23 protein-coding genes are annotated in these 24,643 nt (G+C 63.2%); 10 read left to right on the top strand and 13 right to left on the bottom strand.

Features of this window, described 5'->3' with window-relative positions; genetic code table 11:
* The first annotated feature begins 1 nt into the window (after window position 1).
* Window positions 2–1,447, top strand: coding sequence for an FAD-binding oxidoreductase (locus NCHOL11_RS14500; RefSeq protein WP_255254850.1), 1,446 nt, complete (start codon window positions 2–4; stop codon window positions 1,445–1,447).
* 28 nt (window positions 1,448–1,475) lie between these two features.
* Here NCHOL11_RS14500 and NCHOL11_RS14495 read toward each other — a convergent pair whose 3' ends face one another.
* Window positions 1,476–2,795 (bottom strand): MFS transporter, encoded by a 1,320-nt coding sequence (locus NCHOL11_RS14495; protein WP_097093259.1) that lies wholly within the window; start codon window positions 2,793–2,795, stop codon window positions 1,476–1,478.
* Window positions 2,796–3,012: 217 nt separating this feature from the next.
* Here NCHOL11_RS14495 and NCHOL11_RS14490 point away from each other — a divergent pair, with 217 nt between their 5' ends.
* Complete coding sequence (locus NCHOL11_RS14490; protein WP_097093258.1) at window positions 3,013–3,294, top strand: hypothetical protein; 282 nt, start codon at window positions 3,013–3,015, stop codon at window positions 3,292–3,294.
* Window positions 3,295–3,358: 64 nt separating this feature from the next.
* Here the strand turns inward: NCHOL11_RS14490 and NCHOL11_RS14485 are convergent, their stop codons facing one another.
* The 8 genes from NCHOL11_RS14485 to NCHOL11_RS14450 all read right to left on the bottom strand — a co-directional run bounded on the left by NCHOL11_RS14485 (window position 3,359) and on the right by NCHOL11_RS14450 (window position 10,803).
* Window positions 3,359–4,153, bottom strand: coding sequence for an SDR family NAD(P)-dependent oxidoreductase (locus NCHOL11_RS14485; protein WP_097093257.1), 795 nt, complete (start codon window positions 4,151–4,153; stop codon window positions 3,359–3,361).
* 18 nt (window positions 4,154–4,171) lie between these two features.
* Entirely contained in the window at window positions 4,172–5,407 is a 1,236-nt protein-coding gene (locus NCHOL11_RS14480; protein ID WP_176502298.1) for a serine hydrolase domain-containing protein, read from the bottom strand.
* Between the two features lie 61 nt (window positions 5,408–5,468).
* On the bottom strand, window positions 5,469–6,230 hold the full coding sequence (locus NCHOL11_RS14475; RefSeq protein ID WP_097093255.1) for a 3-hydroxyacyl-CoA dehydrogenase: 762 nt from the start codon (window positions 6,228–6,230) through the stop codon (window positions 5,469–5,471).
* 17 nt (window positions 6,231–6,247) lie between these two features.
* On the bottom strand, window positions 6,248–6,667 hold the full coding sequence (locus NCHOL11_RS14470; protein WP_097093254.1) for a nuclear transport factor 2 family protein: 420 nt from the start codon (window positions 6,665–6,667) through the stop codon (window positions 6,248–6,250).
* A 21-nt stretch (window positions 6,668–6,688) separates the two neighbouring features.
* On the bottom strand, window positions 6,689–7,573 hold the full coding sequence (locus tag NCHOL11_RS14465; protein ID WP_097093339.1) for a crotonase/enoyl-CoA hydratase family protein: 885 nt from the start codon (window positions 7,571–7,573) through the stop codon (window positions 6,689–6,691).
* Window positions 7,574–7,575: 2 nt separating this feature from the next.
* A complete protein-coding gene (locus tag NCHOL11_RS14460; protein ID WP_097093253.1) occupies window positions 7,576–8,550 on the bottom strand; it encodes an NAD(P)H-dependent flavin oxidoreductase in 975 nt (324 codons plus the stop codon).
* A gap of 19 nt (window positions 8,551–8,569) precedes the next feature.
* Window positions 8,570–9,628, bottom strand: a complete 1,059-nt coding sequence (locus NCHOL11_RS14455) for a phosphotransferase (protein WP_097093252.1) — start codon at window positions 9,626–9,628, stop codon at window positions 8,570–8,572.
* The gene (locus tag NCHOL11_RS14450; protein ID WP_097093338.1) at window positions 9,625–10,803 is read right to left on the bottom strand and encodes an acyl-CoA dehydrogenase family protein; all 1,179 of its coding nucleotides are present in this window, start codon (window positions 10,801–10,803) and stop codon (window positions 9,625–9,627) included. The genes NCHOL11_RS14455 and NCHOL11_RS14450 overlap by 4 nt, the downstream gene beginning before the upstream one ends.
* Window positions 10,804–10,918: 115 nt before the next feature.
* On the opposite strand from NCHOL11_RS14450, the gene NCHOL11_RS14445 reads away from it, so the two are divergent.
* From NCHOL11_RS14445 to NCHOL11_RS14420, 6 genes are all read left to right on the top strand, one after another.
* Window positions 10,919–12,535: a class I adenylate-forming enzyme family protein gene (locus NCHOL11_RS14445; protein ID WP_097093251.1), complete on the top strand. Its 1,617-nt coding sequence runs from the start codon at window positions 10,919–10,921 to the stop codon at window positions 12,533–12,535.
* A gap of 135 nt (window positions 12,536–12,670) precedes the next feature.
* Entirely contained in the window at window positions 12,671–13,717 is a 1,047-nt protein-coding gene (locus NCHOL11_RS14440) for a hypothetical protein (protein ID WP_097093250.1), read from the top strand.
* Between the two features lie 85 nt (window positions 13,718–13,802).
* Window positions 13,803–14,843 (top strand): hypothetical protein, encoded by a 1,041-nt coding sequence (locus NCHOL11_RS14435; protein ID WP_097093337.1) that lies wholly within the window; start codon window positions 13,803–13,805, stop codon window positions 14,841–14,843.
* Window positions 14,840–15,586 carry a glucose 1-dehydrogenase gene (locus NCHOL11_RS14430; protein WP_097093249.1) on the top strand — a complete coding sequence of 249 codons (747 nt, stop codon included), beginning with the start codon at window positions 14,840–14,842 and terminating at the stop codon, window positions 15,584–15,586. The genes NCHOL11_RS14435 and NCHOL11_RS14430 overlap by 4 nt, the downstream gene beginning before the upstream one ends.
* A gap of 208 nt (window positions 15,587–15,794) precedes the next feature.
* Entirely contained in the window at window positions 15,795–16,700 is a 906-nt protein-coding gene (locus NCHOL11_RS14425; protein WP_097093248.1) for an NAD-dependent epimerase/dehydratase family protein, read from the top strand.
* 99 nt (window positions 16,701–16,799) lie between these two features.
* Window positions 16,800–17,594, top strand: a complete 795-nt coding sequence (locus NCHOL11_RS14420) for a hypothetical protein (protein ID WP_097093247.1) — start codon at window positions 16,800–16,802, stop codon at window positions 17,592–17,594.
* Between the two features lie 42 nt (window positions 17,595–17,636).
* Here the strand turns inward: NCHOL11_RS14420 and NCHOL11_RS14415 are convergent, their stop codons facing one another.
* On the bottom strand, window positions 17,637–19,589 hold the full coding sequence (locus NCHOL11_RS14415; protein WP_097093246.1) for a flavin-containing monooxygenase: 1,953 nt from the start codon (window positions 19,587–19,589) through the stop codon (window positions 17,637–17,639).
* Between the two features lie 173 nt (window positions 19,590–19,762).
* Between NCHOL11_RS14415 and NCHOL11_RS14410 the strand changes: the two genes are divergently transcribed.
* A complete protein-coding gene (locus NCHOL11_RS14410; RefSeq protein WP_176502297.1) occupies window positions 19,763–20,383 on the top strand; it encodes a cysteine hydrolase family protein in 621 nt (206 codons plus the stop codon).
* On the opposite strand, the gene NCHOL11_RS14405 is transcribed toward NCHOL11_RS14410, so the two are convergent.
* Window positions 20,377–21,216, bottom strand: a complete 840-nt coding sequence (locus NCHOL11_RS14405; RefSeq protein WP_176502296.1) for a helix-turn-helix domain-containing protein — start codon at window positions 21,214–21,216, stop codon at window positions 20,377–20,379. The genes NCHOL11_RS14410 and NCHOL11_RS14405 overlap by 7 nt on opposite strands.
* Before the next feature lie 190 nt (window positions 21,217–21,406).
* On the opposite strand from NCHOL11_RS14405, the gene NCHOL11_RS14400 reads away from it, so the two are divergent.
* On the top strand, window positions 21,407–22,312 hold the full coding sequence (locus tag NCHOL11_RS14400; RefSeq protein WP_097093243.1) for an alpha/beta fold hydrolase: 906 nt from the start codon (window positions 21,407–21,409) through the stop codon (window positions 22,310–22,312).
* A 9-nt stretch (window positions 22,313–22,321) separates the two neighbouring features.
* On the opposite strand, the gene NCHOL11_RS14395 is transcribed toward NCHOL11_RS14400, so the two are convergent.
* Together NCHOL11_RS14395 and NCHOL11_RS14390 are read right to left on the bottom strand one after the other, a co-directional pair.
* Window positions 22,322–23,128 (bottom strand): SDR family NAD(P)-dependent oxidoreductase, encoded by an 807-nt coding sequence (locus NCHOL11_RS14395; protein WP_097093242.1) that lies wholly within the window; start codon window positions 23,126–23,128, stop codon window positions 22,322–22,324.
* A 30-nt stretch (window positions 23,129–23,158) separates the two neighbouring features.
* A complete protein-coding gene (locus NCHOL11_RS14390) occupies window positions 23,159–24,640 on the bottom strand; it encodes a class I adenylate-forming enzyme family protein (RefSeq protein WP_255254849.1) in 1,482 nt (493 codons plus the stop codon).
* Window positions 24,641–24,643 lie beyond the last annotated feature (3 nt).

Here is a 24,643-nt window from a genome sequence, read left to right as displayed (position 1 = left end):
GATGGTGGAGCAACATGCCGAACCGCTGTATCGTATCTCATCGACCACGGGAGAGACGCAGATGGCGACGGCGGCAAAGATCCAGCAGACCGATTGGACTGCGCTGCGCACGATCTTCGGCGACCGGTTCAGCGACAGCGCGGCCGTACGCGATCATCATGGCCGGGCAGAAACCTTTTATCCTGCCATGCCGCCGGACGCGGTGGTCTATCCCCTGAACACTGAGGAAGTAGCCGCCGCCGTCAGCTTCTGCAACGAACAGGGAATTGCCGTCACGCCTTACGGCACCGGCACGTCGCTTGAAGGCAATTTCCTTGCCGCGCGCGGCGGTCTCTGCATCGACCTCTCCCGCATGGATCAGGTGCTGCGCGTCAGTACGGACGACCTCGACTGCACGGTTCAGGCAGGCGTCACGCGAAAGCAGCTGAACACTGAGCTTCGGGACACCGGCCTGTTCTTCCCCGTCGATCCCGGCGCAGACGCATCCCTTGGCGGCATGGCTTCGACACGGGCGTCGGGCACCAACGCCGTCCGCTACGGCACCATGCGCCAGAACGTGCTGGGACTGACCATCGTCCTTGCGGACGGGCAAGTTATCCGCACCGGCGGGCGGGCCAGGAAATCCGCTGCCGGTTACGATCTTACCGGGCTGTTCGTCGGGTCTGAAGGCACATTGGGCATCATCACCGAAGTCACCCTGCGCCTATATGGTCAGCCGGAAGCCATCTCCGCTGCCGTCTGCGAATTTGAAACTCTGCGGGGCGCGGTGAACGCCGTCATCCAGACGATCCAGATCGGCCTCCCCGTCGCCCGGATAGAACTGCTTGATCCGCTACAGATCCGCGCGATCAACGCCTATAGCCGCATGAATCACCGCGAATGTCCCACCTTGTTCCTGGAATTCCACGGCACGCCCGCAGGCGTTGCGGAACAGGCTGAAAGCTTCGGCCAGGTCGCCACCGAGAATGGCGGCGGCAATTTCCACTGGGCGACGAATACCGAGGATCGTACCGCCCTGTGGGACGCCCGGCATAAGGTGCACTATGCCAACCTCGCTCTGCGGCCCGGTTGTAAGGCCATCGCCACGGATGTCTGCGTCCCCATCTCACGCTTGTGCGACTGTATAGAGGAAACACGCCGCGCCATCGACGACAGCGGACTGACCGCGCCCATCGTGGGTCATGTCGGTGACGGCAACTTCCATGTCGTCCTCGTCTTCGATCCGAACTCGGCGGACGAAACGCAAAGGGCAAAGACGTTGTCGGAACAGATCGTCGCAATCGCCCTCGCCATGGAGGGGAGTTGCACTGGCGAACATGGCATCGGCATTGGCAAGAAGGCGCATCTCGTCACGGAACATGGCCCCGCCGTCGAGGTGATGCGCCAGATCAAGCGGGCGCTTGACCCGGCCGGGATCATGAATCCGGCGAAGGTGATCGACGTCTGACGCAGCTCACGCCGCGCAAGCCCATTCTTCAGGCAGAAGGCAGTTGGCTTTCGACCAGTGAGCCGCCCGACTTCCCCCGCTTCCAACTGATGACCAGAATGGACAGCAGGTGCCCCACGGCAGGGCCGATGGCGAAGAACATATGCATGCCCGTGATCCCCTCTGTGCCGGATGACCGGGGGTCGAAGCCCAGGAACCCGACGACCGACAGGGCTATTCCCACCGCCACCGCATAGGCCGCGTTGGTCGTCACGTTGAACACGGACGAAAACAGCCCTGCCCGTTCGACGCCGCTCGCCTCGCGATGGCGGTCCGCCACGTCATAGATCATCGATCGCAGCATCAGGTTGCCCGATCCCTGCGTCAGCCCCTGTCCAATGATCAGCAGGATGAACAGCCACATGCGGTCAGGCGTCAGGAACAGGACCATCAGGTTGATCACGACCTGAACGCCCTCGGCCATGATCAGCGTCCTTAGCCGCCCGAACCTGTAGCTGATCCGCGCCCATAGCGGAGCCGCAAACATGCCGAATGCATATTGCAGCATCAGCAGCAGGGCAGGCGATGCCATGCCCATGTAGCGCGTCACGAAAAAGAGGAATACGGCAGTCCGGAAACCCTGCCCGAGCGCAACGAAGAAATCCGACGCCACGATCCGCCAGAGCGCATGGTCGGTCAGCACGGTCCTGATACCCTCGCGCCAATTCGCTGCCACCGATGTGCGCGGACCAAGCGGCGGCTCACGGAACAGTAAAGCGATCAGCAGCATGCCAATGGCAAGGACGACCGCCACCAGCGCTCCCATCGATCCTACCCGCGCCTCCGGATTGCCGCGCCCCAGAGCGTCCAGCACTGCGGGCAAGACCAATACCAGGAAGATGCCGATGGACGAACCCGTCTGTATATAGGCCTGGATACGCGCCCGCTCGACTGGCGACGACGCCATCTCCCCACCCCAGGCGTACAGCGGCGTGGATGTCGCGGTCCAACCCAGACACAGCAGCAACAGCCATCCGCCTAGATAGAGCGGCGTGGCTCCGGCAGGTGGTGAAAAGACCGCCAGGAGCGACAGCAGGAACAGCAGGCCGCCGCCCAGGATCCAGGGCTTGCGCCGCCCGATCCGCGTGCGGGTATGATCCGATGCCCACCCGATCATCGGGTCGGCCGCCGCGCTCCACAACCGGCTGATCATGAAGACCAGGCCAACGGTCGCCAGGTCCATGCCGATCACAGTCGCGTAAAATGCAGGCAAATAGGTTTGAAGCGGGATGTTGAACCCGCCTGTCGCGATGCTGATAACTGAAAATCCTGCGAGGCGTGGCCCCGACTCGCGCGTCTGGCTGGTCATGCACGATACCCCTTGGGACTCTGTATAAGCCCTTCAATCATCCTGCCTGAACCCTCTCCACAGTGCATATCGAAGCTTTCCCAACCGCCTGTACCACCGAAATCCGCCGAATTTCCGAACCGGAAACGCAAATTGCATTTTTTGCAACAAGGGGTGTCTTATTTTTTCTTCTATCGCGTGCTATCGGCCCGGCCGTCCATTTAAAAGGGGTTCCATCATGAAGTTTTCCTTTGCTTTCGCGGCGGCTCTGTCGCTGTCCGTTTCCGCAGCCGCTATCGCTGCCGACGCACCTGTCATCAAGCAGAACGCGCTGGTGAAGACCGCTGACGGCCGCAAGGTCGGTTATATCGACCGCATCCTGAAGGACAGCGCTGGCGTGCCGACCGCCGTCCAGATCATCTACAGCGGCCGCTTCGTCGTCATCCCCGCCACCACGCTCAGCGCGGCGGAAAAGGGCCTGGTCACCAGCCTGACGGCCAAGGAAGTAAACCGCCTCTAAATCTTGCCAGAGGGCGCTGCGTCTCGAACGCGGCGCCCGTTGCCAGGATCGGTTCTGCCGCCTCCTATTGCCGTTGCGAATTGATGTTTCCGCCATCGACGACGATTTCCGCGCCAGTCATATAGCTCGCCTCGTCCGACATCAGGAACCGGATCACGCGCCCCAATTCTTCGGGCGCACCATAGCGGCCTAGCATGATCCGCCGCTCGAAATGGCCCGGCAATTGGGCCTTCGTTTCCGCGATGATCGGCGTGTCGATCATGCCCGGACTCACGGCATTGATCCGGACACTATCCGCTGCCAGTTCATCGGCCATCGAATGGACGAGCGAGATTACAGCGCCCTTCGCCGCGCTGTAGATCGGGATCATCCCATTGCCGAGCGTCGCATTGATCGACGAAAGCGCCACGATCGCGCTCCCTGGCAAGGACCGCAAATCTTCGCGGAAAGCCTGGGTAATCAACACGAGCGACCGGACATGAAGCGCCAGCCCCGCGTCCCAATTTTCCGGCGTCACCCCGTCAATGCCCGTCGCTTCGGCGGTTCCCGCGCAATGGACGATGCCACCGATCGCGCCGATCGCCGCGCGGGTCGCTATCGCCGCCGGTGTCACGGCCTGCGGGTTGCGCAGGTCAACGCTAAGCCCGGCCGCACGGACGCCGTAGCGGCCCTCGATGATGCCCGCCGATCCGGCCGCGCCTTCTGCATTGATGTCCCACAGCGCCACGGGCCGCCCCACCGCAGCCAAGGCGTGAGCCGCCGCCAGGCCGATACCGGACGCGCCACCCGTGATGACAACCCCGGTGCCCGGTGATCCCAGGCTTGGCGTGAAATCGGCGTCGTTATCCAGTACCGGCATGGCAGCCACTCCTATTTCTTATTGTTTCTCCAAATCCCGGTAGGCCGCCGCGACGATCTCCGGCCGCATGCTGCCGTTCAGCCAGGACGGCCAATATTGCGTCAGGTACAGCAGGAAGAACTTGCGTTCGGGGTCCATCCAGCATGCCGTCCCTGCCGCGCCCGGCCAGCCGAACACCCCGGCGGGCACCGCGCCGGGCCAGTCGAAGAAGCTGTTGGTCTGCTCGCTTGCCTGCAAGGACACGGACATGCCCGCGCCCATGCCGACATTCGACAGCGTGTTGCCGATCGGAAGGTCGACATGCGTCACTGCTTCGGGCAGCAGGTTCGACCGGGCGAGCCGCACCGTTTCCGGCTTCAGCACGCGCGCGCCATCCAACTCACCCTCGTTGAGCAGCATGGCGGCAAAGCGGGAATAATCTTGCGCCGTCGACACCAGGCCACCGCCGCCAGAGGGATAATAAGGCCGCGCGTAGAGGCTGTCTGCCGCATCATCGGCCAATGCCCATGTCCCGTCCTCCTCCTGCTGTGGGAGGTCGGCAAAGCGGGCGGCCTGATCCGCCGTAATTGAAAAGCCCGTGTCCACCATGCCGAGCGGATCGAACAAGCGGGTCTTCAGGAATGTCTCGAAGGGCATGCCCGATGCCACTTCGATCACCAGCCCCAGAACGTCGAGCGCAACGCTGTAGTCGAAACGTGTGCCGGGGTCGGTCGCCAAGGGCAGCGCAGCGATGCGCTCACCCAATTCGGCAAGGGTCGCCGGAACCGGGAGGTCACCCGGACCCGGCACCCACTCCCGCGTGCCAGGCGTCACGCCATGCTTGGCATAGAGGGCGCCAAGCGTCATGCCGTCCATGCCGAAGCCCGCCGTATGGGTCAGCAGATGGCGGATGGTGATCGGGCGGGCCGCGGGCCGCGTCACTTCCGGGTCTTCCCCTTCGATGACGCGCATCTCTGCGAAGGCCGGCAGTATCTCGCCGATCGGCTGGTCCAGGCCGATGACGCCATCTTCGATCAGCATCATCGCGCCGATGCCCGTAACCGGCTTCGATTGGGAATAGACGCGGAAGATGGACCGCTCGTCCACCACATCCTTGCGCGCATAGCCCAGCACGCCTTCGCCATGATAGCGGACCGGACCATTTGCCGTTCCCCAGGCAAGGATGCCGCCCGATATGACGCCCTGCTCGACAAAGTCGCGCAGCTTCGCCTCGGTTTCCGGCAAATTGGTCACATCCCGGCTGATCTCGGTCACGGCAGCTTTCCTTCCCACATTCTCCAAGAAGGCGATCCGCCTCCTCATTCAGTACGGATGGTCAGCGCGGTCCCATGCGGATGGCGCCGTCCAGACGGATGACTTCCCCGTTCAGCATCGGATTTTCAATGATATTCTGAACCAGCTTCGCAAATTCTTCGGGTTTGCCCAGCCGCGAGGGGTGCGGCACCTGCTTGCCCAGCGAATCCTGCGTCGCCTGCGGAAGCCCTTGCAGCATCGGCGTCAGGAAAATGCCCGGTGCGATCGTCATCACGCGGATGCGATGCTGTGCCAGATCACGCGCGATCGGCAGCGTCATGCCCACGATACCGCCCTTGGATGCAGCGTAAGCAGCCTGACCAATCTGCCCGTCAAAGGCAGCGACGGACGCCGTATTGACGATCACGCCCGCTTCCTCCCCGTCCAACCCCGCGGCGGCAAGCTTGGCGGCAAAGCGGGAAATGACGTTGAAGCTGCCGATCAGGTTAATCTCAACGGCCTTGCGGAACGCGTCCAGCGGATGGGGCGAACCATCCTTGCCCACGACACGGAAGCCGGGCGCGATGCCAGCGCAGTTCACCAGCACACGCGGCGTACCCAGCTTCGCCTCTGCCGCTGCCAGCCCGGCGTCCACGGACTCGGCGCTGGTCACGTCCACATGATGGAAGCTGCCGCCCAATCGCTCGGCAAGACGCGCGCCAGCTTCCTCGTTCAAGTCGAAGATCGCGACGCGCGCGCCAAGTTCCGACAGCCGTTCGGCAGTTGCGCTGCCAAGCCCCGAAGCGCCGCCGGTGATGACGACGCACAGATCCTTGATGTTCACGACCGCTCCTCCGTGGCTTAGAAGTCCAGGCTGAACGACTGGTCGAACTGGATGAAGCGGTGGGCGATCTTCCACCCTTCGCCCGTCTTCACGACAGTATCGCGCTGGCGGCCGCTGACGACGATCTTCGCGTCCATGGGAGCTTTGCCCGCATTGACGTTCATGAAAGCATATTCCGCATATACCGCGCCATCCTTCTCTGACACGATCATGTTGAAATTGAAGTGGCGGTTCTTGCCCTCGGCCTGCCGGTCGGACTCCTTGGCATGTTCGACCTGGGCCTCCACACCAGTGTAACGGATCTCCAGGCCTTCCATCTCCACCTCGACATCAGGCGTGTAAACGGTGGCCAGGCCTTCCCAATCACCATAGTCGGAGCAGCGGGTGAAGCGCGCGATCAGTTCCTGAATCGCGATCTTGTCTTCCAATGTGATCATCTTGCATCCTTTCCGTTCGAATTACTTGTCGCCATACCAGGGGAAGAAGGACGGCATTTGCGACGCCTTCCCCGTAAACTCCGCTGGCCGTTTTTCATTGAAGGCGCGAACCCCTTCGCGGCCGTCCGCCTGGCTGGTGTAGAATACCGCCAACGATTCCGTCAGATGGGCCTGCCACGGATCGGGCTGCGCGCTGTTGCGGTTCAGCATCTGGCGGATCAGCGCGATCGATACGGGCGATCGGTCCTTGACCAGCGAACGGGCAAAGGCCTTCGCCTCCTCGACCAGCGTCTCAGCCGGGAACACGGCGCGAACCAGTCCCTTCTCATGCGCTTCGGCGGCATCGAAGATATCGGCCTTGTAAGCCCATTCCAGCGCCTGCTCCAAACCGACGATGCGCGGCAGGAAGAAGGAGGAGCACGCCTCCATCGTGATGCCTAGCCGTCCAAAGACAAAGCCGAAGCGCGCCTTTTCCGATGCAAAGCGGAAATCCATCGGCAACAGCATGGTCGAACCGATGCCGACCGCCGCGCCATTCACCGCCCCGACGATCGGCTTCAGGCAATCATACATGGCCATCGCCACGCGCCCGCCGGTATCCCGCACGCCCTTCAGGATTGCCGGATCATCGCCACGCTCGCGCAGATCCTCCATGGTCGGCGTCATGCTCTCGTCCAGGCCGAAGACATTGCCGCCGACCGACAGGTCCATCCCCGCGCAGAAGGCGCGGCCCTCGCCCGTGACCACGATCACCCGGACGGCATCATCCTGGCTCGCCCGGCCATAGGCATCGATCAGTTCCTCGCACATCTCGACGGTGAAGGCGTTGAGCTTGTCCGGCCGGTTCAGCGTCAGCAGCAGGACGCCATCATCCTCGACCTCGTAGCGGATCGTATTGTAGTGCATGCTCATGCCTCCCCGGTCAGCGCCACGGCGCGGCTCAGCGCCTCGCGGCATTCACCCACGACGCGCTCGATCAATTCGGCGCAAGTCGGAATGTCGTCCATCAGGCCGATGCCGAGCCCGGCCCAGACCAGCCCGCCATCCACTTCGCCGCTTTCCAGCGCCGCGCGCCCTCGCGCGCCTGCCACGAGCGGCCGGATGTCCTCGAACGTCGCGGCAGGCTCCCGTTCCTTGACATTCACCTCCTCGGCAACGGCATTGCGGAACACACGCGCCGTGTTGCGCAGTTGGCGGAAGATCAGCGTCGTATCGCGCTCCGTACCCTGCACAACCGCCTGCTTGATGGCTTCGTGGATCGGGGCTTCCTTGGTCAGCATGAACCGGGTGCCCATAGTCACGCCTTCAGCGCCCAGAGCCAGCGCCGCTGCCATGCTGCGCCCGGTAGCCATGCCGCCTGCCGCCAGGATCGGAATGTCCAGCGCCCGCGCCGCAGCGGGGATCAGCACCATGCCCGGAATATCGTCCTCGCCCGGATGGCCCGCCGCTTCGAACCCGTCGATCGACACGGCATCGACCCCCGCGCGCTGCGCCGACAGCGCATGGCGCACGGCGGTGCATTTATGGACGATCTTGACGCCTGCCTGCTTAAAACGGGCGATGAACTCGGCCGGACTGCGCCCGGCTGTCTCGACCACGCCGACGCCCGATCCCGCAATGACTTCGGCATAGGCCTCGTAGGGAACAGGCTGTGCGGTCGGCAAAATGGTCAGGTTCACGCCGAACGGCTTGTCGGTCATGGTCCGGCACCGCTCGATCTCGGCGGCCAGCGCCTCGGGCGTCGGCTGCGTCAGCGCCGTCAGGATGCCCAGACCGCCGGCATTGGACACCGCCGACGCAAGCTCGGCGCGGCCCACCCACTGCATGCCACCCTGAATAATGGGATAGCGCGTGCCGGTAAGCTCGGTAATCCGGGTCTTCATTCCACCATTCCCCTTTTGATCAAGCCGCTTCCGCCTCGCTCCATCCCAATTGGGCGAGCAGGGGATATTGCGCCGCCAGTTCTTCTGCATGCGCTGATGCGGCCGTTCCGCGTAGTGCCCTTGCCTTAATGCCGTGATAGATGGCCGCAAGCCGGAAAAGGGCGAAGGCGCGGTAAAAGCCGATATGGCCGATCTCCTCTCGTCCGGTCCTGCGGCAATAGGCGGCGATATACTCCTCTTCCGGCATCAGCTTGAGCGCGGCGAAGTCGGCACCCCGCAGGCCGGATAGAATGCTAGGCGGCAGCCGGTACATCATCAGATGATTGACGAAATCGGCAAGTGGATGGCCCAGCGTCGAAAGCTCCCAGTCCAGCACTGCCGCCACGCGTGGCTCGGTCGGATGGAACACCATGTTGTCGGCACGATAGTCGCCATGGACGATCCGGCTTTCATCGCCTGCCGGAATATTCGCCGGCAACCATTCGATCAGCCGGTCCATGTTTGCGTCACGGCCAGCCGCTTCGTCGCTCAGATATTGGCGCGACCAGCGCCCGATCTGCCGCTCGAAATAATTGCCCTTCTTCCCGAAATCATCGAGACCCAACGCCACCGGATCGAAATTGTGAAGCTGCGCCAAAGTCGCGTTCATGGCGTCGAAATACGCAACCCGCTCTTCCGCCGCGACGGTCTCGAAACGTGAATTCCAGAAGACGCGTCCTTCGACGCACTCCATCACGTAGAACCAGCTGCCGATCACCGCATCGTCCGTGCAAAGACCGTAAATGCGGGGCACCGGGAAAGCCTGCTTGCCAAGCGCGCCTATCACCCGCGCCTCTCGATCCACGGCATGGGCACCCGGAACCGTCACACCGGGCGGCTTGCGGCGCATGACGAAGGAGCGTCCGGGCACGTCCAGTCGGAAAGTCGGATTGGACTGCCCGCCCTTGAACTGGCGAACGGTCAGCGGGCCTTGCGCTTCGGGCACATTCTCGCGCAGCCATGCCTGTAATGCGCCCTCATCGAAACGATGCGCCTCTCGCACGTCGGAAAGCCCGGCGTTCAGCTCCTCGGCATTCATGACTTCGCCAGCGCCTCTCGCTTGATCTTCTTGGCGAGCGACCATTTATGCACCTCAGTCGGCCCATCATAGATGCGGAAGGCGCGAATTTCGCGGAATACCTGCTCCACGATCGTGTCATGGCTGACCCCGGTCCCGCCCATCACCTGAACGCACCGGTCTGCCACCCGGAACAGCGTTTCCGATACGGCGACCTTCGCCATGGAGCTTTCCGTGATCGCCTTTTGGCCCGAGTCCAATACATCCGCGCACCAATCGATCATCAGCTCGCACTGTTTCAGGTCGATCAGGTTGTCGGCAAGCATGAAGCCCACGCCCTCATGATCAATCAGCGGCTTGCCGAACGCCTGCCGCTTGACCGCATAGTCCGTCGCAATCTCGTTCGCCCGCGTGGCAGCGCCCAGCCAGCGCATGCAATGGGTGAGCCGCGCCGGGGCGAGCCGCACCTGCGCATAGGCAAAGCCTTCATGCGGCGCGCCCAGCACCGCGTCGGGCGGCAGGCGCAGGTCTTCGACCTTCACCACCGCATGGCCGCCCGGCATCGAGCTGTCGATCGTACCGATCAGCCGTTCCTGCACTAGCGCGGGATGCGGCAGCGGGACGAGGAACATCGTTGCACCGGCCGCGCCGTCATCCCGCTCCGTCTTGGCCATCAGGATCGCGAAACTGGCCCCGGCAAACCCGGTGGCGAACGCCTTGCGCCCATTGACCACCCACTCGCCACCCTCCAGCCGCGCAACGGTCTGCATCATCGACGGGTCCGATCCGGTTCCGCCCTTCGCCGCCGGCTCGGTCATCAGGAAGCAGGAGCGTCCGTTGCCCGCGACCATCGGATCGAGATAGCGGCGCTTCTGCTCCGCCGTCGCGACCTTGCCTAGCAGGAACATGTTGCCTTCGTCGGGCGCATTGGTGTTGCAAGCGAGCGGCCCGAGCGGCGAAAGCCCCGAAGCACGCAGCACGCGCGCCGTCGTCCGATGGCTAATGTGCGTTCCGTCGGCGCGGATATGCGGCGTCAGGACGCCTGCCTCACGCGCCTTGGCGCGCATTTCCTGCACCAGCGCGTCCAGCGGGCCATGATCGTCCCGCCGATCATCCTTTTCATAGGGGATCACCACGTCGCGAACGAAATTTTCGACCCTGCGGACAATTGCCGCATCATCCTCATGATCTGCCATGGCTTCTCTCCGCTCCTTTTCGTTGGCTGGCGCTTGCCAAGGGAAGAAGCACAATGCAAGGTGTAATTAGAAAGCCCTGCAAGGGCTTCGTGACCGGCATAGCATAACAGGCCGGATGGAGAGGACCGATAAAGAGATGAAGCATCTGCAACTCCGCAAGGAAGTGCATCACGGCAGGCTGGTCGATTGCTATCAGGACCGCCCCGCAGACATTTACGCCATGTTCCTGGACGCCGTCAGCCGGTCGCCCGAAGCCATCGCGCTGGTCGATGGCGAAGAGCGGTGGAGCTATAGCTTCCTCGCCGCCCGCGTCGCCATCTGCGCGGCGCGCCTCACATCCCTGGACCTGGCAGCGGGCGACCGGCTCGCCATCCTTCTGTCCAACCGCGCAGACTATTCGACCCTGCTGCTGGCGGCGGCAAGGCTGGGCCTGATCGCCGTGCCCATGAATATCCGCCAGCGTGCCCCCGAAACCGCCTATGTGCTGAATGACAGCGGCGCGGCGGCGATCATCTTTGACGACGCGCTGGAGGACCAGCTGCCCGACCGATCCGACCATCCTCAGCTGCGCCACTGGCTGCGCTATTCCGACGAAGCCGCTTCATGGTCCAACGCTGAAGCCGAGCCGCCAACCGACGCCCCGCACCGCTCCGCCGTTGGCGAGGACGATCCCTTCTGCATCCTCTACACCTCCGGCACCACCGGCCGCCCCAAGGGCGCGGTGCTTACCCATCTCGGCCTCGTCACCAACTGCATCGGCAGCCAGCAGCATCTTGGCTTGCGCGATGGCGAGTCGATGATCCTTGCCGTACCCGCCTCTCACGTAACCGGCATCGCGCTCATCCTGATGCTCAGCATCCGAGTCGCGGGCAAGGTGGTGATGCAGCAGGCGTTCAAGGCCCGCCCCTTCCTGGAACTCGCCCAGGCCGAACGCATGAGCTACGCCATCATGGTCCCGGCCATGTACAAGCTGTGCCTGATGGAGCCGGATTTTGCTGACTTCGACCTGTCGAGCTGGCGGATCGGCGCATTCGGCGGCGCGCCCATGGCCGAATCCTGCATCGAAACGCTTGCCGCCCAGCTCCCCCAACTGACGCTGGTGAACATCTACGGGTCGACCGAGACCTCCTCCCCGGCGGTCATGATGCCGCTCGGCGACTGTCCCGCTCATCCGGACAAGGTCGGCAAGGCGCTGCCCTATGCCGACATTCTCATCATGGATGAGGAAGGCCGCGAACTCCCGCGCGGGGAACAGGGAGAAATCTGGATCGCAGGGGCGATGACCATACCCCGCTACTGGAACAATCCAGAAGCGACGGAGCGCGGTTTCACCGGCGGCTATTGGAGGTCCGGCGACATCGGCACCATGGACGCGAAAGGCTATATCCGCGTGCTCGACCGGATGAAGGACATGATCAATCGCGGCGGCTTCAAAATCTATTCGGTGGAAGTCGAAAACATGCTCATGTCGCATGAAGCCGTCACCGAAGCCGTTGTCGTCGGCAGGCCCTGCCCGGTACTCGGCGAACGAGTCGAGGCTTTCGTGGTCGCCCCCGGCCAATTGGATGGCACGGCCCTGCGCGACTTCTGCGCGCGCAATCTTTCCGACTACAAGGTGCCCGACCATGTCTACATCGTAGAGGGGCCGCTCCCCCGCAATCCCAACGGCAAGTTGCTGAAAACCGCAGTCCGTGAATGGCTGCCCGAGATGTCGGCGGACCAACCTGCCTGAAGTACAGCATGTGTTGTCATATCTTGCGCACCCCGGAAGAATAAGTTAGGATTCACTCAGTAACCGAACCGCCACAGCTCTCACGGGCTGCAAACCAAACGGCGGACGGCGATGTAGGTACTCAGGAGAGTTGACATGACCACCCAGTTCCGCCCCGTGGCCCCGCCGCAGATCATCGAAAACGCCTATACCGACGACCAGCATCGCCGCATGCTGAATGTCGTCCGGGAAAACGGCCCCTGGTCCTTGATCCTGGCACAGCATTTCAAATCACCCGAGGAAGTCGTGGCTACCACCTCCGGCGGCCTTCCAAAGGGCTTCACGCCCACATGGGACATGTTCCTCTCGCCGGTATTCCGGGGCTATTTCGCGCAAGGATCGACAGTCCAGCATCCAGAGATCGAAGACTGCTTCTTCAACCATAAATTCCTCGATCTGGTTCGCGGCTACTGGAAAGCGGACTATGCTCGCCCCGACAATATGCTGTTCAACATTCAGGGCCCCTGCCGTGGCAGCGAGACGCCTCATGTCGATGCCACCCGCTTCCGCGGCATCTCCATGCAGACATCGCCGGTTTGGCTGATGAACATCATGGTGAAGTCCGGCCTATTCGAACATTGGCGCGCGAAAAAGGCGCAGGTGATCACCTGGTATTACAAGGGCAAGATCGGCGGCGGCTTCAACTATTGGCCCGATGGTCCGCAGGGCCAGCCCGCCCAGATCAAGGCACCGATGTGGAGCCGCGCCGTCGTCGTTGAAAATGAAATGATGTACCACACGGCCGAAGCCAGCGGCCCTGCCGCCCTTCGCCAACCCGAAGGACTTGCGATCAACTCGCTCATCAGCGCCGACCCCGAAGATCCAAACGGCTGGCAGATCACCACCGACGGCAAGGTCATCCAGAAGATACCCGAAGACGAGTTCCGCTTCCTCATCCACTGGGGCGCGGACATCTTCATGGATTACAGCGAACTGAAGCGCTCGCTCGACCACACCGACGACATCAGCAATGATCAGGTGTTCGACATGCTGATCGCCGATCTGCGCGCGCGCGGCGCCACTTTCGAAGTGCCGAGCGACCCGCTCACCGATCAGCAGTTCATCCGCCTGCTGGTCCAGACCTATGATCCCGGCAAGCCATCCATCTTCCCGCCGGAACCGGAGGAAGCACTGGCCGCCTGACGACAGATGCACTGACAGCGGCGGCCGTACGAAGTTCTAATGATAAGAGAGAGGACCCATGGAACCATCGAAGCGCCGCCGCCCCATGACCCCGATCGTCCCGCCCCGGCCGATCAGCGACATCTTCACGGATGCTGAAAATGCACAGATGATGGACATCCTGCGCACCCAGGGTCCGTGGAAGTTGATACAGGCCATCCACTTCAGTTCAGCGGAAGAAATGCTTGCCGTCTCGACGCCCAAGGGCGAACGAAATCATAATATCACATTGGCGGACCTTCTGACCCCGGCGTTTCGCGGCACCTTCGGCAATAATGGCCTGCCCTATATCGATGAAGCGCATGACATATTCTACAGCCGCAGGTTGCTCGATCTGGTCAGGCAAATGCACGGAGCGCGATACGGAGCGCCCTATCTCTTCCAATTCAACATCAACGCACCCTGTCACGGCTTTGACCCGGGTCATATCGACGGTCGCAGCTGGCGCGGGCTCGATCCGACCAACATGCCCGCATGGCTGGGCGCGGTCATGGCGAAATCCTGCCTCTTCGACCATTGGGAAGTTAAGGCGGGCCAGGTGATCGCCTGGTATTATGACTGCGACATCGATGGCGGCTTTACCTACTGGCCCGATGGCCCGGATCGCGCGCCGCAGCGCCTGACCGCACCCATCTGGAACAGTGGCCTGGTGACGGACAATCAGCATATGTTCCACCGGGGCGAGGCATCCGGCCCGCGCGAAAAGCGCGACATGGCGGTCGGCATGACGCTTCAATCGATGATCGAAGCGGATGGCGAAGATGGGTGGCGCATCATCGACGGCGATCGCATCGTCGCCCGTTATGAAGCCAGCGATATGCGCATGCTCTTCCACTACAGCGCGCATGTGTTCACCGACATGGCGGACCTGAAGCGCTTCTACGATCACACCGATGACCTCACCACCGATCAAGCCTTCGACATCATGATCGCGGACCTGAAGGCGAAGGGGATTCCAGTAACGGTGCCGACAGACCCGATGTCCGACCCCGATTTCATCGCGACGCTGGCGGCTGCCTATGCCACCAGCCCCACCAGCTATCACCCAGATGCGCCGCTGGAGTCCCGGCACAAGATGGCTGCATGACGGCACGCACCTTCGGGCTTGAGGGCAGGACCGCGCTCATCACCGGCGCAAGCAGCGGACTCGGCGCGCATTTCGCGCGCACGCTCGCTGCAGAGGGTGTTGAGCTGGTCCTGACCGCGCGCAGGGGCGACCAGCTGGAAAGCCTCGCCGCATCGCTCCCCAACGCGCGAGCCATCACGCTCGACGTGCAGGACGCCACCTCCATCGATCGCTTGTGGGATGCGGTTGGCGCCGTCGACATCCTGATCAACAATGCGGGCATCGCCACCACCGGACCAATGCTCGATCAGGACGTGACCCAATTCGACAGCGTGATGGATACCAACGCGCGCGGCGCTTATCTCGTCGCGCGCGGGGCGGCGCGCGCGATGGTAGCGGCAGGCACGCCGGGCAGCATCATCAACATCGCCTCCATCCTGGGCCTTCGACAAGGGGCTCAGCTTGGCCCCTACTCGATTTCCAAGGCCGCCGTGGTACAGATGACCAAGGCAATGGCACTGGAATGGGCGCGCCACAGCATCCGCGTGAATGCCCTCTGCCCGGGCTATATCGTCACGCCGCTGAACGAGCATGTCTGGGAAACGGACACGGGCAAGGCGATGATCAACAGGATCCCGCAGCGCCGCATCGGAAGTCCGGAAGATCTTGACGGCGCCCTGCTCCTGCTCGCGTCGGACCTTGGCGCCTACATCACCGGCGCGGAACTGGCAGTCGACGGAGGCCATCTCGTCAGCTCGCTTTAGCGTAAGATCAGTTCTAAATAATCGTCACCCCGGACTTGATCCGGGGTCCCACTTCTTGTCTCACGCTGCCGAAAGAGCGGGACTCGGGAGTGACGGCAAGAACCTGATTGCGGACGCTCCCCTGTCGCCTCCGCCTCTCCGGAACGCACGGCCCGGCTCTTGACGCCGGGTGCATCGCTGTTGCTTCCTCCCGCGCGGAAGGAACCCGATGCGCATTCTCGTCCTTGGCGCGACCGGATATCTCGGATCGCACATCGCCCGGCATTTCAGGGCGTCAGACCATCAGGTCAGCGGCCTCAGCCGTACAGGCGAAGGCGATCGGACGCTCGCCGATCATGGCATAACCCCCTTGCGGGGCGACCTTTCGCATCTGGACGCGGTGATCGACATGATGCGCCATCACGATGCCACCATCTACGCAGCCCAATTGCTGCTTCAGCAGGAGCATGACGCCGTCAAAAGGCTGCTGAATGCCGCTGACGGGCGCGGCCATCACTTCATCTTCACCAGCGGCACCGGCCTTTTGTCGCAACGCACCGACGGGCTCTGGAGCGAGGACAGTTTTGCCGAAGACGACCCGTTCGAGCCCTCCAAATATATCTGCCCCCGCCTCGACACCGAAACCATGGTCCGTCGCGCCGGATCGGCGGGCAGCGCGCGCGCCATGGTGATCAGGCCGCCGATGATCTGGGGACATGGCGGCTGCGGGCATCTGCGCATGTTCTACGCCGATGCGGGGCGCACCGGCGAAGTCGGCTATCTCGGGGAAGGCCTCAACCTCTACTCCAACGTCCATGTCGATGACCTTGCAGAGGTCTACCGCCTCGCGCTGGAGCGGGGTTCAGCCGGAGCCCTCTATCACGCGGTCGCGGGCGAACTGAACAACCGCACTCTGGCTGAAGCGGTCGCGCGCGACCTCGGCATCGAGGCGCGCAGCATCGATTTTGCCGAAGGCGTCCGCCGCTGGGGCAAGTTCGAAACTTTGATCGGCATGGCGACATGCAGCCGCTCGCGCAGCCCCCGTACCCGCCGGGAACTGGGCTGGACGCCCCGCCATTTCGATGTGCTGAGCGACATCGGCCACCCCGCCTATCGCGCCTTGGCAGGCCGGTAGTGCCACCCGCGACCTTCCGCCGACCCGGAAGAGGCGCCGCACTGCTTTAATCCGGCTCCCGCGCACGCTTCAGTGCGCCATCAATTTCAGGAGAGGCCCATGCAAAGCTGCGAAACCTTATATGAGAGGGCCGACATAGCGCGCGCCGACCGGCCGATACGCTTGGGCTCCCTGCTCTTCACCATGGTTGAACCGCGCCCCGGCTATGAGGTCGCCTATAATCGCTGGTATGAGCGCGATCATTTCTACAGCGGCTGCATGATCGGCGCCTACACGGTTTCAGGCGGCCGCTACGTCGCCACCCGCGCGGAAAAGGCGAAGCGCTTCGGTTCAGGCAGCATGGACCTGTCGAAGGGCTCCTATCTCGCACTCTACTGGATCCTCGACGGGCATCACAAGGATTGGGACGCGTGGGCGGTCAAACAGGTCAATGATCTTCACGCCGCCGGCCGCATGTTCAAGGAACGCGACCATATCCACACCAGCTTCTACAATTTCGACGCGGAATATAATAGGCCCGGCAGCACCATGCCGATCGAACTCGCGCTTGATCGCCCTTTTGGCGGGCTCGTCGCCTTCATCGTCGATCTGAACCCCGGGAAGACCAGCGCGGACCTCTCCGCGCTGCTGCGCGCCCGCGACCTGCCGGGTGACGTGGCACTCACCGGCTCCCCCTTGCCGCTCGATCCGACCAGCCCCAAGGATGTGCCGGTAGAGGTCAATGACCGCGCGGTCTTCCTGAGCTTTTCCATCAAGGACCCGAAAGCCGTCTGGGACAGCGCCTATGTCCCCCTCGCCCAGGCGATCGAGGAAAGCGGCATCGGCCGCATCGCGATCGCATCGCCCTTCATCCCGACGATCCCGGGCACGGACACCTACACCGACCAGCTTTGAAAGCTTGAGGGGCGGCCCAGCGAAGGCCGCCCCTCATTCCATTCACAGCAGTTCAAAGTCTTCCTTGCGCGGTCCCTGGCACTCGTTCCAGAAATCGATGAGCCGCCACGGCCAGGATAGGAAGTTCCGCTTCTTGCTATTGTTATAATAGCTGTAGGCGCGCGGATGGCTCCAGATCATCTTGACCATCTGCGTCTCGACCTTGGTCTGCCATGCGTCGAAGGCGGACCGGCTCGGTTGAAGCGCCTTCTTCTCCTGCGCATTGACCCAGTCGAGGCATTCGATCGCATAATTGACCTGCCGCTCCGAAATCAGGTTCTGCCCCGCCGCATGATTGGGCGCGCTGTTGGGGCCCACCGTGTGGAAATAATTGGGGAAGCCCGGCACCAGCATTCCGAAATAGGCGCGCGGATCTTCCGCGCCCCATTCGCTGCGCAGATGCTTGCCACCAATGCCCACGATCTCAAGATCGCCCAGCATGTTTGCCACATCGAACCCGGTCGCGCAGATCAGCACGTCCAGCTCGATCTCGCGCCCATCCTTCAGCACCAGCCCCTTGGGCGTGACCTCTGTGATGGCAGTCTGCTCCAGATGCACATGCGGCTGGAGATAAGTGGGGAAATAGGGACCGCGATCCAGGATGATGCGCTTTGAAAAGACCGGGAAATCGGGCGTCAGCTTTTCCTTGAGGTCCGGCCGGTCGGCGAACATCTTGTCGATATATCCGACCGCAAACTTGCGCATCGTCTCATTGACGGCAGAAACCGATGGCGAATCCTCCGGCCATTCGGGGTCCAGCAGCACATTGGGATACAGGCCGTCCGCCGCATACCAGTAAATGCGGAAACGGAACCATTCCAGATAATGGGGAATATGCCGCATCGCATATTTGACGCCGTCCGTGACCTCGTCATTCCCGGCCGGGCTCGGCATCACCCAGTGGCGGCTGCGCTGGAAGATGTGCAGTTCGCTCACATCGCCAGCGATCGCGGGGATCAGCTGCGCCGCGCTTGCGCCCGTGCCGATCACGCCGACGCGCTTGCCCTTGAGGTCGATCGAGCTATCCCACGCCGCCGTGTGCAGCCGCGTGCCCGCAAAGCTTTCCAGCCCTGGGATGGCGGGCCACTTCATCCGGTTGACCGGCCCATGCCCGTTGATCACCGCATTGGCGCGGATCACCTCCGCGCTGCCATCCTTCTTGCGCACGGTGACGTTCCACACCGCCGCATCCTCGTCCCACACCAGCTTTTCGACCCGCGTGTTGAAACGGATATTCGGCCGCAGCTCATAATCATCCGCCACGCGCTTGAGATAAGCGAACATGTCGGTGCCCAGCGGATGATAATTATGCCATTCCGAATTCAGCGCGAAGGAGAAGGAGTAGAAATGGCTCGGCGTATCGACGCCCACGCCCGGATAGCGGTTTTCCCACCAGGTGCCGCCGACCTCCTCATTCTTCTCGATGATTTCCCAGTCATAGCCCGCCTCCGCCAGCTTCACGCCAGCCGCGATGCCCGTCATCCCCGCGCCGATCACCAGCACCTTGAACCCGGCAGGCGCAGGCTTTCGGTCCTTGCGCGCGCGGCGGGGCTGCTCGGGGCGAAAGCCGATCTGGTCGAACAGCAGCGGCAGGAACTCGTCAGCCACCTCCTCCGCCAAGCCAGCTGACATCATCCGGTGCATCAGCGCGTCGGACGGCTCCTCGTCCATCGCAGCGCCAGGCGTGGTCAGCACATGAAGCAGCTTTTCCTTCAGCTCCTCGACCAGGTCGCCGGGAATCTCTTCTGGCGGATAGGCGTAGGGCGACTTGATGTGGGGCACGAACTTGTCCAGCATCGCCTCGTCCCCGCTCAGATGGACATAAGTCATCAGCAGCGTGTGGATCTCGCCCTCGGCCAGAGCCTGACGCAATTCCGGGCTGTCCTTCAACGGCAGCTTGCGTGCCCGTAAATCGGCACGGGCAGTCCCCGCCACATCGGCATATTTCGCGGCCATTCACCAACTCCTACGCAAATTCACTCTTCTATGCCCGCATGTCTACCGGCAGCGGGTCGGCAACCAACCGCCAACCCCGCCTTTCCGTATCTGTGGAGCGGCCCGCTCCGCTGTTGCCGAAGCCGCGCGCGCGGCGCTCCTTTGCCATCGGAATTTGTTCAGGAGCCAAGACTTTGCCCGTTCCACTTCATGGCCGCCCGGCCCTGATCATCAGCGAATGTCAGCGCGGCATCGTCGAACCCGGCATGGGCGGCTTTTCCGGCCTTATCGCCCAAGTCGATGAACGCGGCATCATCGCCCGCATCGCCGATCTCGCCGCCCGCTTCCGCGCCGCCCGCCTCCCGGTTTTCCACCTCACAATCGCCCATCGCCCCGACTTCGCGGACGTCCAGCGCAACAGCATGCTTGCGGCAATGGCGCGCAAGGGCGGCTCGCTCGTGACCGGCAGTCCAGCGGCGGAGATCATGCCGCAACTCGCCCCTGCCACTGAAGATTTCATCATAGAGCGTAGCTCCGGCCTCATCGGCTTCCATGGCACCGCCCTCGACGCCCTGTTGCGCCGCCTGCACATCGGGACGGTCGTCATCACCGGCGTGTCCACCAACGTCGCCGTCGCAGGCTGCACCCTGGCAGCGACCGACCTTGGCTATCACGCGATCGTCGCGGAAGATTGCATCGCGGCGGCCGATCCCGCCACCCACGACATCATCGTGCGGGATCAACTCCGCATGGTGGCACGCATCGCCAGCGCCGCTGACATAGCGCAGGCGCTCGTCACGCCGGGCGATTACTGAACGCTGACGGTCGTCTTGCGGCGGATGCGATCATTATAGCGGTAGATGACCGACTGCATGCCCGACAGCATCTGCCGCACATCATTGTCGTTCACGAACAGCGGATCACCCACCACGCCGATCGCGTAGGAGGCGACGCCATGCGGCACCCGCAGCGGCACGGCGATCGAGTCCACCGGAATGGACGCGCTCCGGCGGCACAGGGCGAACCCGCGCGCCCGCGTCGTTGAAATCCGGTCCACCAGATGCTTCATCAGCGTCGGCCCCTTCGGACCCAGGCCCAGCTTTTGCGTCCGGGTCGCCAGCTGGATGATGTCGACATTGGATTGCTGCGCCAGCATCGCGGCGGCGAAATTGGTGCCCGGCCGCCAACTGTTACGCTGAAAGCAGATCATCTCGGTCGGATAATAAGGCTCGACGTCCGGCTTGGCCGCCCAGCCGCCGGACATCTCCGCGACGCTTTCCGACCAGCAATCATTCTGCTGCGTGACGAAGACCGACCCGCCGGTCTCGCGCCGCATATCCTCCATCACCTCATTGATCCGGCCGCTTCCGAAAAAGCTCTGCTCGATCGCTGTGGCATTGGCGATGATCTTGTAGGACGGCGCATAAAGCTTCGTCGCCTGGCTATAGCTCAGATAACCCGTGCTCGCGAGCGTCCGCAAAATCTCGTCCGCGCTTGAATTGGGAATGCCCAATGCTTCGCTGATCTCGATCGTGCGCGCAGGCTCGCCCGACTTCATGAAATATTCCAGCACTTCCAGGGTGCGCAGGCACGACTTCACGCTACCCCGGCCGCCAGACCTGCCTTCCGTCTGTGAGTTAGCGCTCATCCCGCCTCCTACATCGTCCTTGCGGGCGCCGGTTCTGCCGGTCACCGGAATTTTGGTGAAGACTACCATATTCTGAGCGCAACAGGGATTCAAGCGTCCGGAATCCGCTACGACGCACGTGATTACGCGAATATGGAAAGCCGCCATTGCCGGTCGCCAGCGCGTTGTCGCTCATCTCTAAACTGCCAGCATGCATGACAGACAACGCCGCTCCGCCATCAGGACAAAGCCCGTCAGGCGACGCTTCCTCAACGGCCGCATGCCGCTCAGCTATACCGAATGGGCGCAGGAGGGCGCGCCGCTCGCCATCCTCATGCATGGCAGCCGTGATCATGGCCGCAGTTGGGACGCGCTGGCGGATGCCCTGCTGCCCGACTATCACATCATTGCCCCCGATCTTCGCGGCCATGGGAATAGCGGCTGGGCGCAGGACGGGCGCTACGACTTCGCGGCCTATCTGGCCGATCTCGACGCGCTGGCGGAGCATCTCGCTCTGGGTCCGCAGCGCCCGGCCATCCTGATCGGCCATTCTCTCGGCGCGCACATCGCCTTGCGCTTTGCCGGAACCTATCCCGACATGATCAGCCGGATCGTCGCGATCGAGGCCGTCGGCGCGCCCCTCTCGATCGAGGCGCATCGTTCCAGCCAAAGCATCGACCAAACCGCCCGTAACTGGCTCGGGGAGCGGCGAGCCGCGTCCCGCACCGCCCCGCGCATCTTCGCATCGGTGGACGAAGCGGTCGAACGGATGCGGGAACGCCATGCCTTCCTCACCCCTGCGCAGGCGCGGCACATGACGCGTCATGGCTTGCGGCGGCCTGGCAAGGCTGGATGGCAATGGAAGCATGATCCCTATCTCGCCGTCTGGGCATTTCCCGACATTCCGATGGAGGATGTCCGGGCCTTGTGGCGCAACATCGCCTGCCCGACCCTTCTCCTCTATGGCGAACGCAGCTGGCCTTCCGGCCTGCCCGCCGATTTGCTCACCCATATCCCCGATGTGCGGGAACTGCGCCTGCCCGAAAGCGGCCACTGGCCCCAGCATGACGCCTTCGACACATGCCTGTCTGCGATCAGGCGCTTCCTTGCGGAGTGAACGTCGTTCCTATTCGTTGCTCTTCTTGGTCGCCATGACCCTCGGGTCGAAATGGTTCGCGGCCATCCATCCGCCATCCACGAACAGGCTGTGACCGGTCACATATTCCGACAATCCCGACGCCAGGAACAGCACGGCCCCCGCCACGTCCCGCGTCGTGCCCGGACGTCCGATCGGCAGCACGCTCGACTCCATCAGCGCACGGGATTCCGCCGTTTCGGGCAGGCGCGGCGTCGTGATGCTGCCCGGAGCCACGGCATTAGCGCGAATACCATGCCGCCCCCATTCCGTCGCCATCGACTTCACCAGATGCATCAGGCCCGCCTTCGCCGCGCCATAGGGCGCATGCATCGGCGATCCGACCGCTCCATCCACCGACCCGATGCAGATCAGCGATCCGCCCGCCCCGCGCGCAATCATCGACTGGGCGACGGCACGCGCCGTCACGAAGAAGTAGCGCAGGTTCCGGGATTGGTCATAATCCCATTCTTCCAACGTCACGTCGAGCAGCGGCTTGAACAGCGCCTGCCCCACGATCGTCACCAATATGTCGAGCCCGCCCAGCGCGCCTTCCGCATCCGCCACCGCTTTCTTGACTGATGCCTCGTCCAATATATCGGCCTCGATCGGAATGCCCGCCCGCCCTGTCGCGCGCACTTCGTTGGCGACTTGTTCGGCGCGTTCCATGACGCTGTCCAGCACCGCGATGTCGCATCCGGCCTCCGCCAGCAGCAGGGCGCTCGCCTCGCCCATGCCGCGCCCGCCACCGACGATCAGCGCCTTCTTTCCTTCAAGGCCCAGCAATGACACCGTCATCCTCCCATCCTCTTCGTTATGCGCGCCCGCTCATGCGGCGTCGGCCAGGAACATCTTCTTGATCTCGGTCAGGCTGACCTTCAGCGACGGCGTGCGGGGCAGCGCATCGACGATCCGGATTTCCACCGGCACATGGGTCGGCGGCAATTCGGCCCGCACGTGCGCCAGCAGCGTCTGTTCATCCACCGCCCCGGCGCTCTGGCTCAGTTCGACCGCCGCAACCGGCACCGCGCCCAATCGCGCGTCGGGTATTCCCACCACCGAAGCATCGACCACAGCCGGATGCTGACGCAGCACGTCGACCACACGCTCGGGCAATATCTTGAAACCGCCCCGCACGATCGCCCCATCATGCCGCCCGCGGTGAAAGACATATCCGTCCTCATCGATCATCACCAGGTCGGTGGTCCGCACCCAATCAGGCCGCACGGATGGGCAATGCACCTCCAGCAGCCCTTCCGTCCCGCGCGGCACTTCCGCGCCGCTTTCGGGATCGATCGCGCGTATCTCCACGCCCGGCATGGGAAGGCCGGTGCTGCCACGCTTGCTGTCTCCGCGCTCCGCCCGCATCTGCGGCGTCCAGCGGACGATAGTGCCGCAAAATTCGGTCGCCCCCATGCCCCAAAGGATCGGCAGGTCATAGCGCGCCTCGAACCGCTCCTGAAGGTCGGGGTCCAGATAGGCCGATCCGCCCGACACGCTCTTCACGCTCGCCATGTCCTCGGGCGACACATTGGCGTCCATGATCATCGCGATCGCCGTGGGATTGAGGCCCAGCGTGTCCGGCCTGTGGCGGCGCAGGGCGTCCACCAGCCCATCGACCGTGAAGCGCTCCATCAGCACCAGCGGCGTGTTGTTGACGGCAGCGCCGGTCAGCAGGCACACGCCGCCCACACCGCCCAGCGGCCAGATATTGATCTGCACCGGCGGCGCGCTGCCGGACTCTGCGCCCGGCGCGCTCATCACCGCCCGCTCCAGCAGCTTCAGCGGCATGGGAATACGCTTGGGCGTGCCGGTCGTCCCGCTCGACAGTACCTCGATCCCCCCATCGGGCAGGGCATCGTCGAACGAGGATCGCTTGCACTTTTCCAGGCCCTCAACCAGGCTGGGTGCGTCGTCGATCCCGCCAAAGGCTACCCCTGCGCAGCCCGCCTGTCCCGCTGCTTGCGCGAAATTCGGCCAATCCTGCTGGTCCGCCAGGATCGCGGCGGCTCCCAAATTCTCGATATTGTCCGAAATCGCGGTCGCGGGGAGGAAGGGATAGACGAAGCTCACTGACCGCCTGTGCGCCAGCAGCCCCACCACAGCCGCCGCATGCGCCAGCCGGTTGCGGATGATGATGCCGACCTTCGCCGATGGCGGGCAACCGGCGGCGTCGAGCAGCGCGACGACGGCATCGCCATAGCGCGCCACCTCGCCCCAGCTCACCCACCGGCCCTCGAACTCAATGCCGCGATCATCCCTATGGTCGCGCAGATTGGCGCGAAGCTGCTCGATAACGTCCTGGATCACTGA

The sequence above is a fragment of the Novosphingobium sp. Chol11 genome (assembly GCF_900218065.1).
In the GTDB taxonomy this organism is placed as follows: Bacteria; Pseudomonadota; Alphaproteobacteria; order Sphingomonadales; family Sphingomonadaceae; genus Sphingobium; species Sphingobium agri.
The sequence above is the reverse complement of the archived record's forward strand: the minus strand, read 5'-3'. Positions and strand labels throughout refer to the sequence as shown.

What these genes read in the sequence shown, in the direction of transcription:
- NCHOL11_RS14450 (WP_097093338.1), bottom strand. Translation starts at nt 10,803, where the DNA reads ATGGCAGATCATGAGGATGATGCGGCAATTGTCCGCAGGGTCGAAAAT.
- NCHOL11_RS14400 (WP_097093243.1), top strand. Translation starts at nt 21,407, where the DNA reads ATGCATGACAGACAACGCCGCTCCGCCATCAGGACAAAGCCCGTCAGG.
- NCHOL11_RS14435 (WP_097093337.1), top strand. Translation starts at nt 13,803, where the DNA reads ATGACCCCGATCGTCCCGCCCCGGCCGATCAGCGACATCTTCACGGAT.
- NCHOL11_RS14490 (WP_097093258.1), top strand. Translation starts at nt 3,013, where the DNA reads ATGAAGTTTTCCTTTGCTTTCGCGGCGGCTCTGTCGCTGTCCGTTTCC.
- NCHOL11_RS14420 (WP_097093247.1), top strand. Translation starts at nt 16,800, where the DNA reads ATGCAAAGCTGCGAAACCTTATATGAGAGGGCCGACATAGCGCGCGCC.
- NCHOL11_RS14500 (WP_255254850.1), top strand. Translation starts at nt 2, where the DNA reads ATGGTGGAGCAACATGCCGAACCGCTGTATCGTATCTCATCGACCACG.
- NCHOL11_RS14495 (WP_097093259.1), bottom strand. Translation starts at nt 2,795, where the DNA reads ATGACCAGCCAGACGCGCGAGTCGGGGCCACGCCTCGCAGGATTTTCA.
- NCHOL11_RS14440 (WP_097093250.1), top strand. Translation starts at nt 12,671, where the DNA reads ATGACCACCCAGTTCCGCCCCGTGGCCCCGCCGCAGATCATCGAAAAC.
- NCHOL11_RS14425 (WP_097093248.1), top strand. Translation starts at nt 15,795, where the DNA reads ATGCGCATTCTCGTCCTTGGCGCGACCGGATATCTCGGATCGCACATC.
- NCHOL11_RS14415 (WP_097093246.1), bottom strand. Translation starts at nt 19,589, where the DNA reads ATGGCCGCGAAATATGCCGATGTGGCGGGGACTGCCCGTGCCGATTTA.
- NCHOL11_RS14445 (WP_097093251.1), top strand. Translation starts at nt 10,919, where the DNA reads ATGGAGAGGACCGATAAAGAGATGAAGCATCTGCAACTCCGCAAGGAA.
- NCHOL11_RS14460 (WP_097093253.1), bottom strand. Translation starts at nt 8,550, where the DNA reads ATGAAGACCCGGATTACCGAGCTTACCGGCACGCGCTATCCCATTATT.
- NCHOL11_RS14465 (WP_097093339.1), bottom strand. Translation starts at nt 7,573, where the DNA reads ATGCACTACAATACGATCCGCTACGAGGTCGAGGATGATGGCGTCCTG.
- NCHOL11_RS14430 (WP_097093249.1), top strand. Translation starts at nt 14,840, where the DNA reads ATGACGGCACGCACCTTCGGGCTTGAGGGCAGGACCGCGCTCATCACC.
- NCHOL11_RS14395 (WP_097093242.1), bottom strand. Translation starts at nt 23,128, where the DNA reads ATGACGGTGTCATTGCTGGGCCTTGAAGGAAAGAAGGCGCTGATCGTC.
- NCHOL11_RS14485 (WP_097093257.1), bottom strand. Translation starts at nt 4,153, where the DNA reads ATGCCGGTACTGGATAACGACGCCGATTTCACGCCAAGCCTGGGATCA.
- NCHOL11_RS14470 (WP_097093254.1), bottom strand. Translation starts at nt 6,667, where the DNA reads ATGATCACATTGGAAGACAAGATCGCGATTCAGGAACTGATCGCGCGC.
- NCHOL11_RS14405 (WP_176502296.1), bottom strand. Translation starts at nt 21,216, where the DNA reads ATGAGCGCTAACTCACAGACGGAAGGCAGGTCTGGCGGCCGGGGTAGC.
- NCHOL11_RS14455 (WP_097093252.1), bottom strand. Translation starts at nt 9,628, where the DNA reads ATGAATGCCGAGGAGCTGAACGCCGGGCTTTCCGACGTGCGAGAGGCG.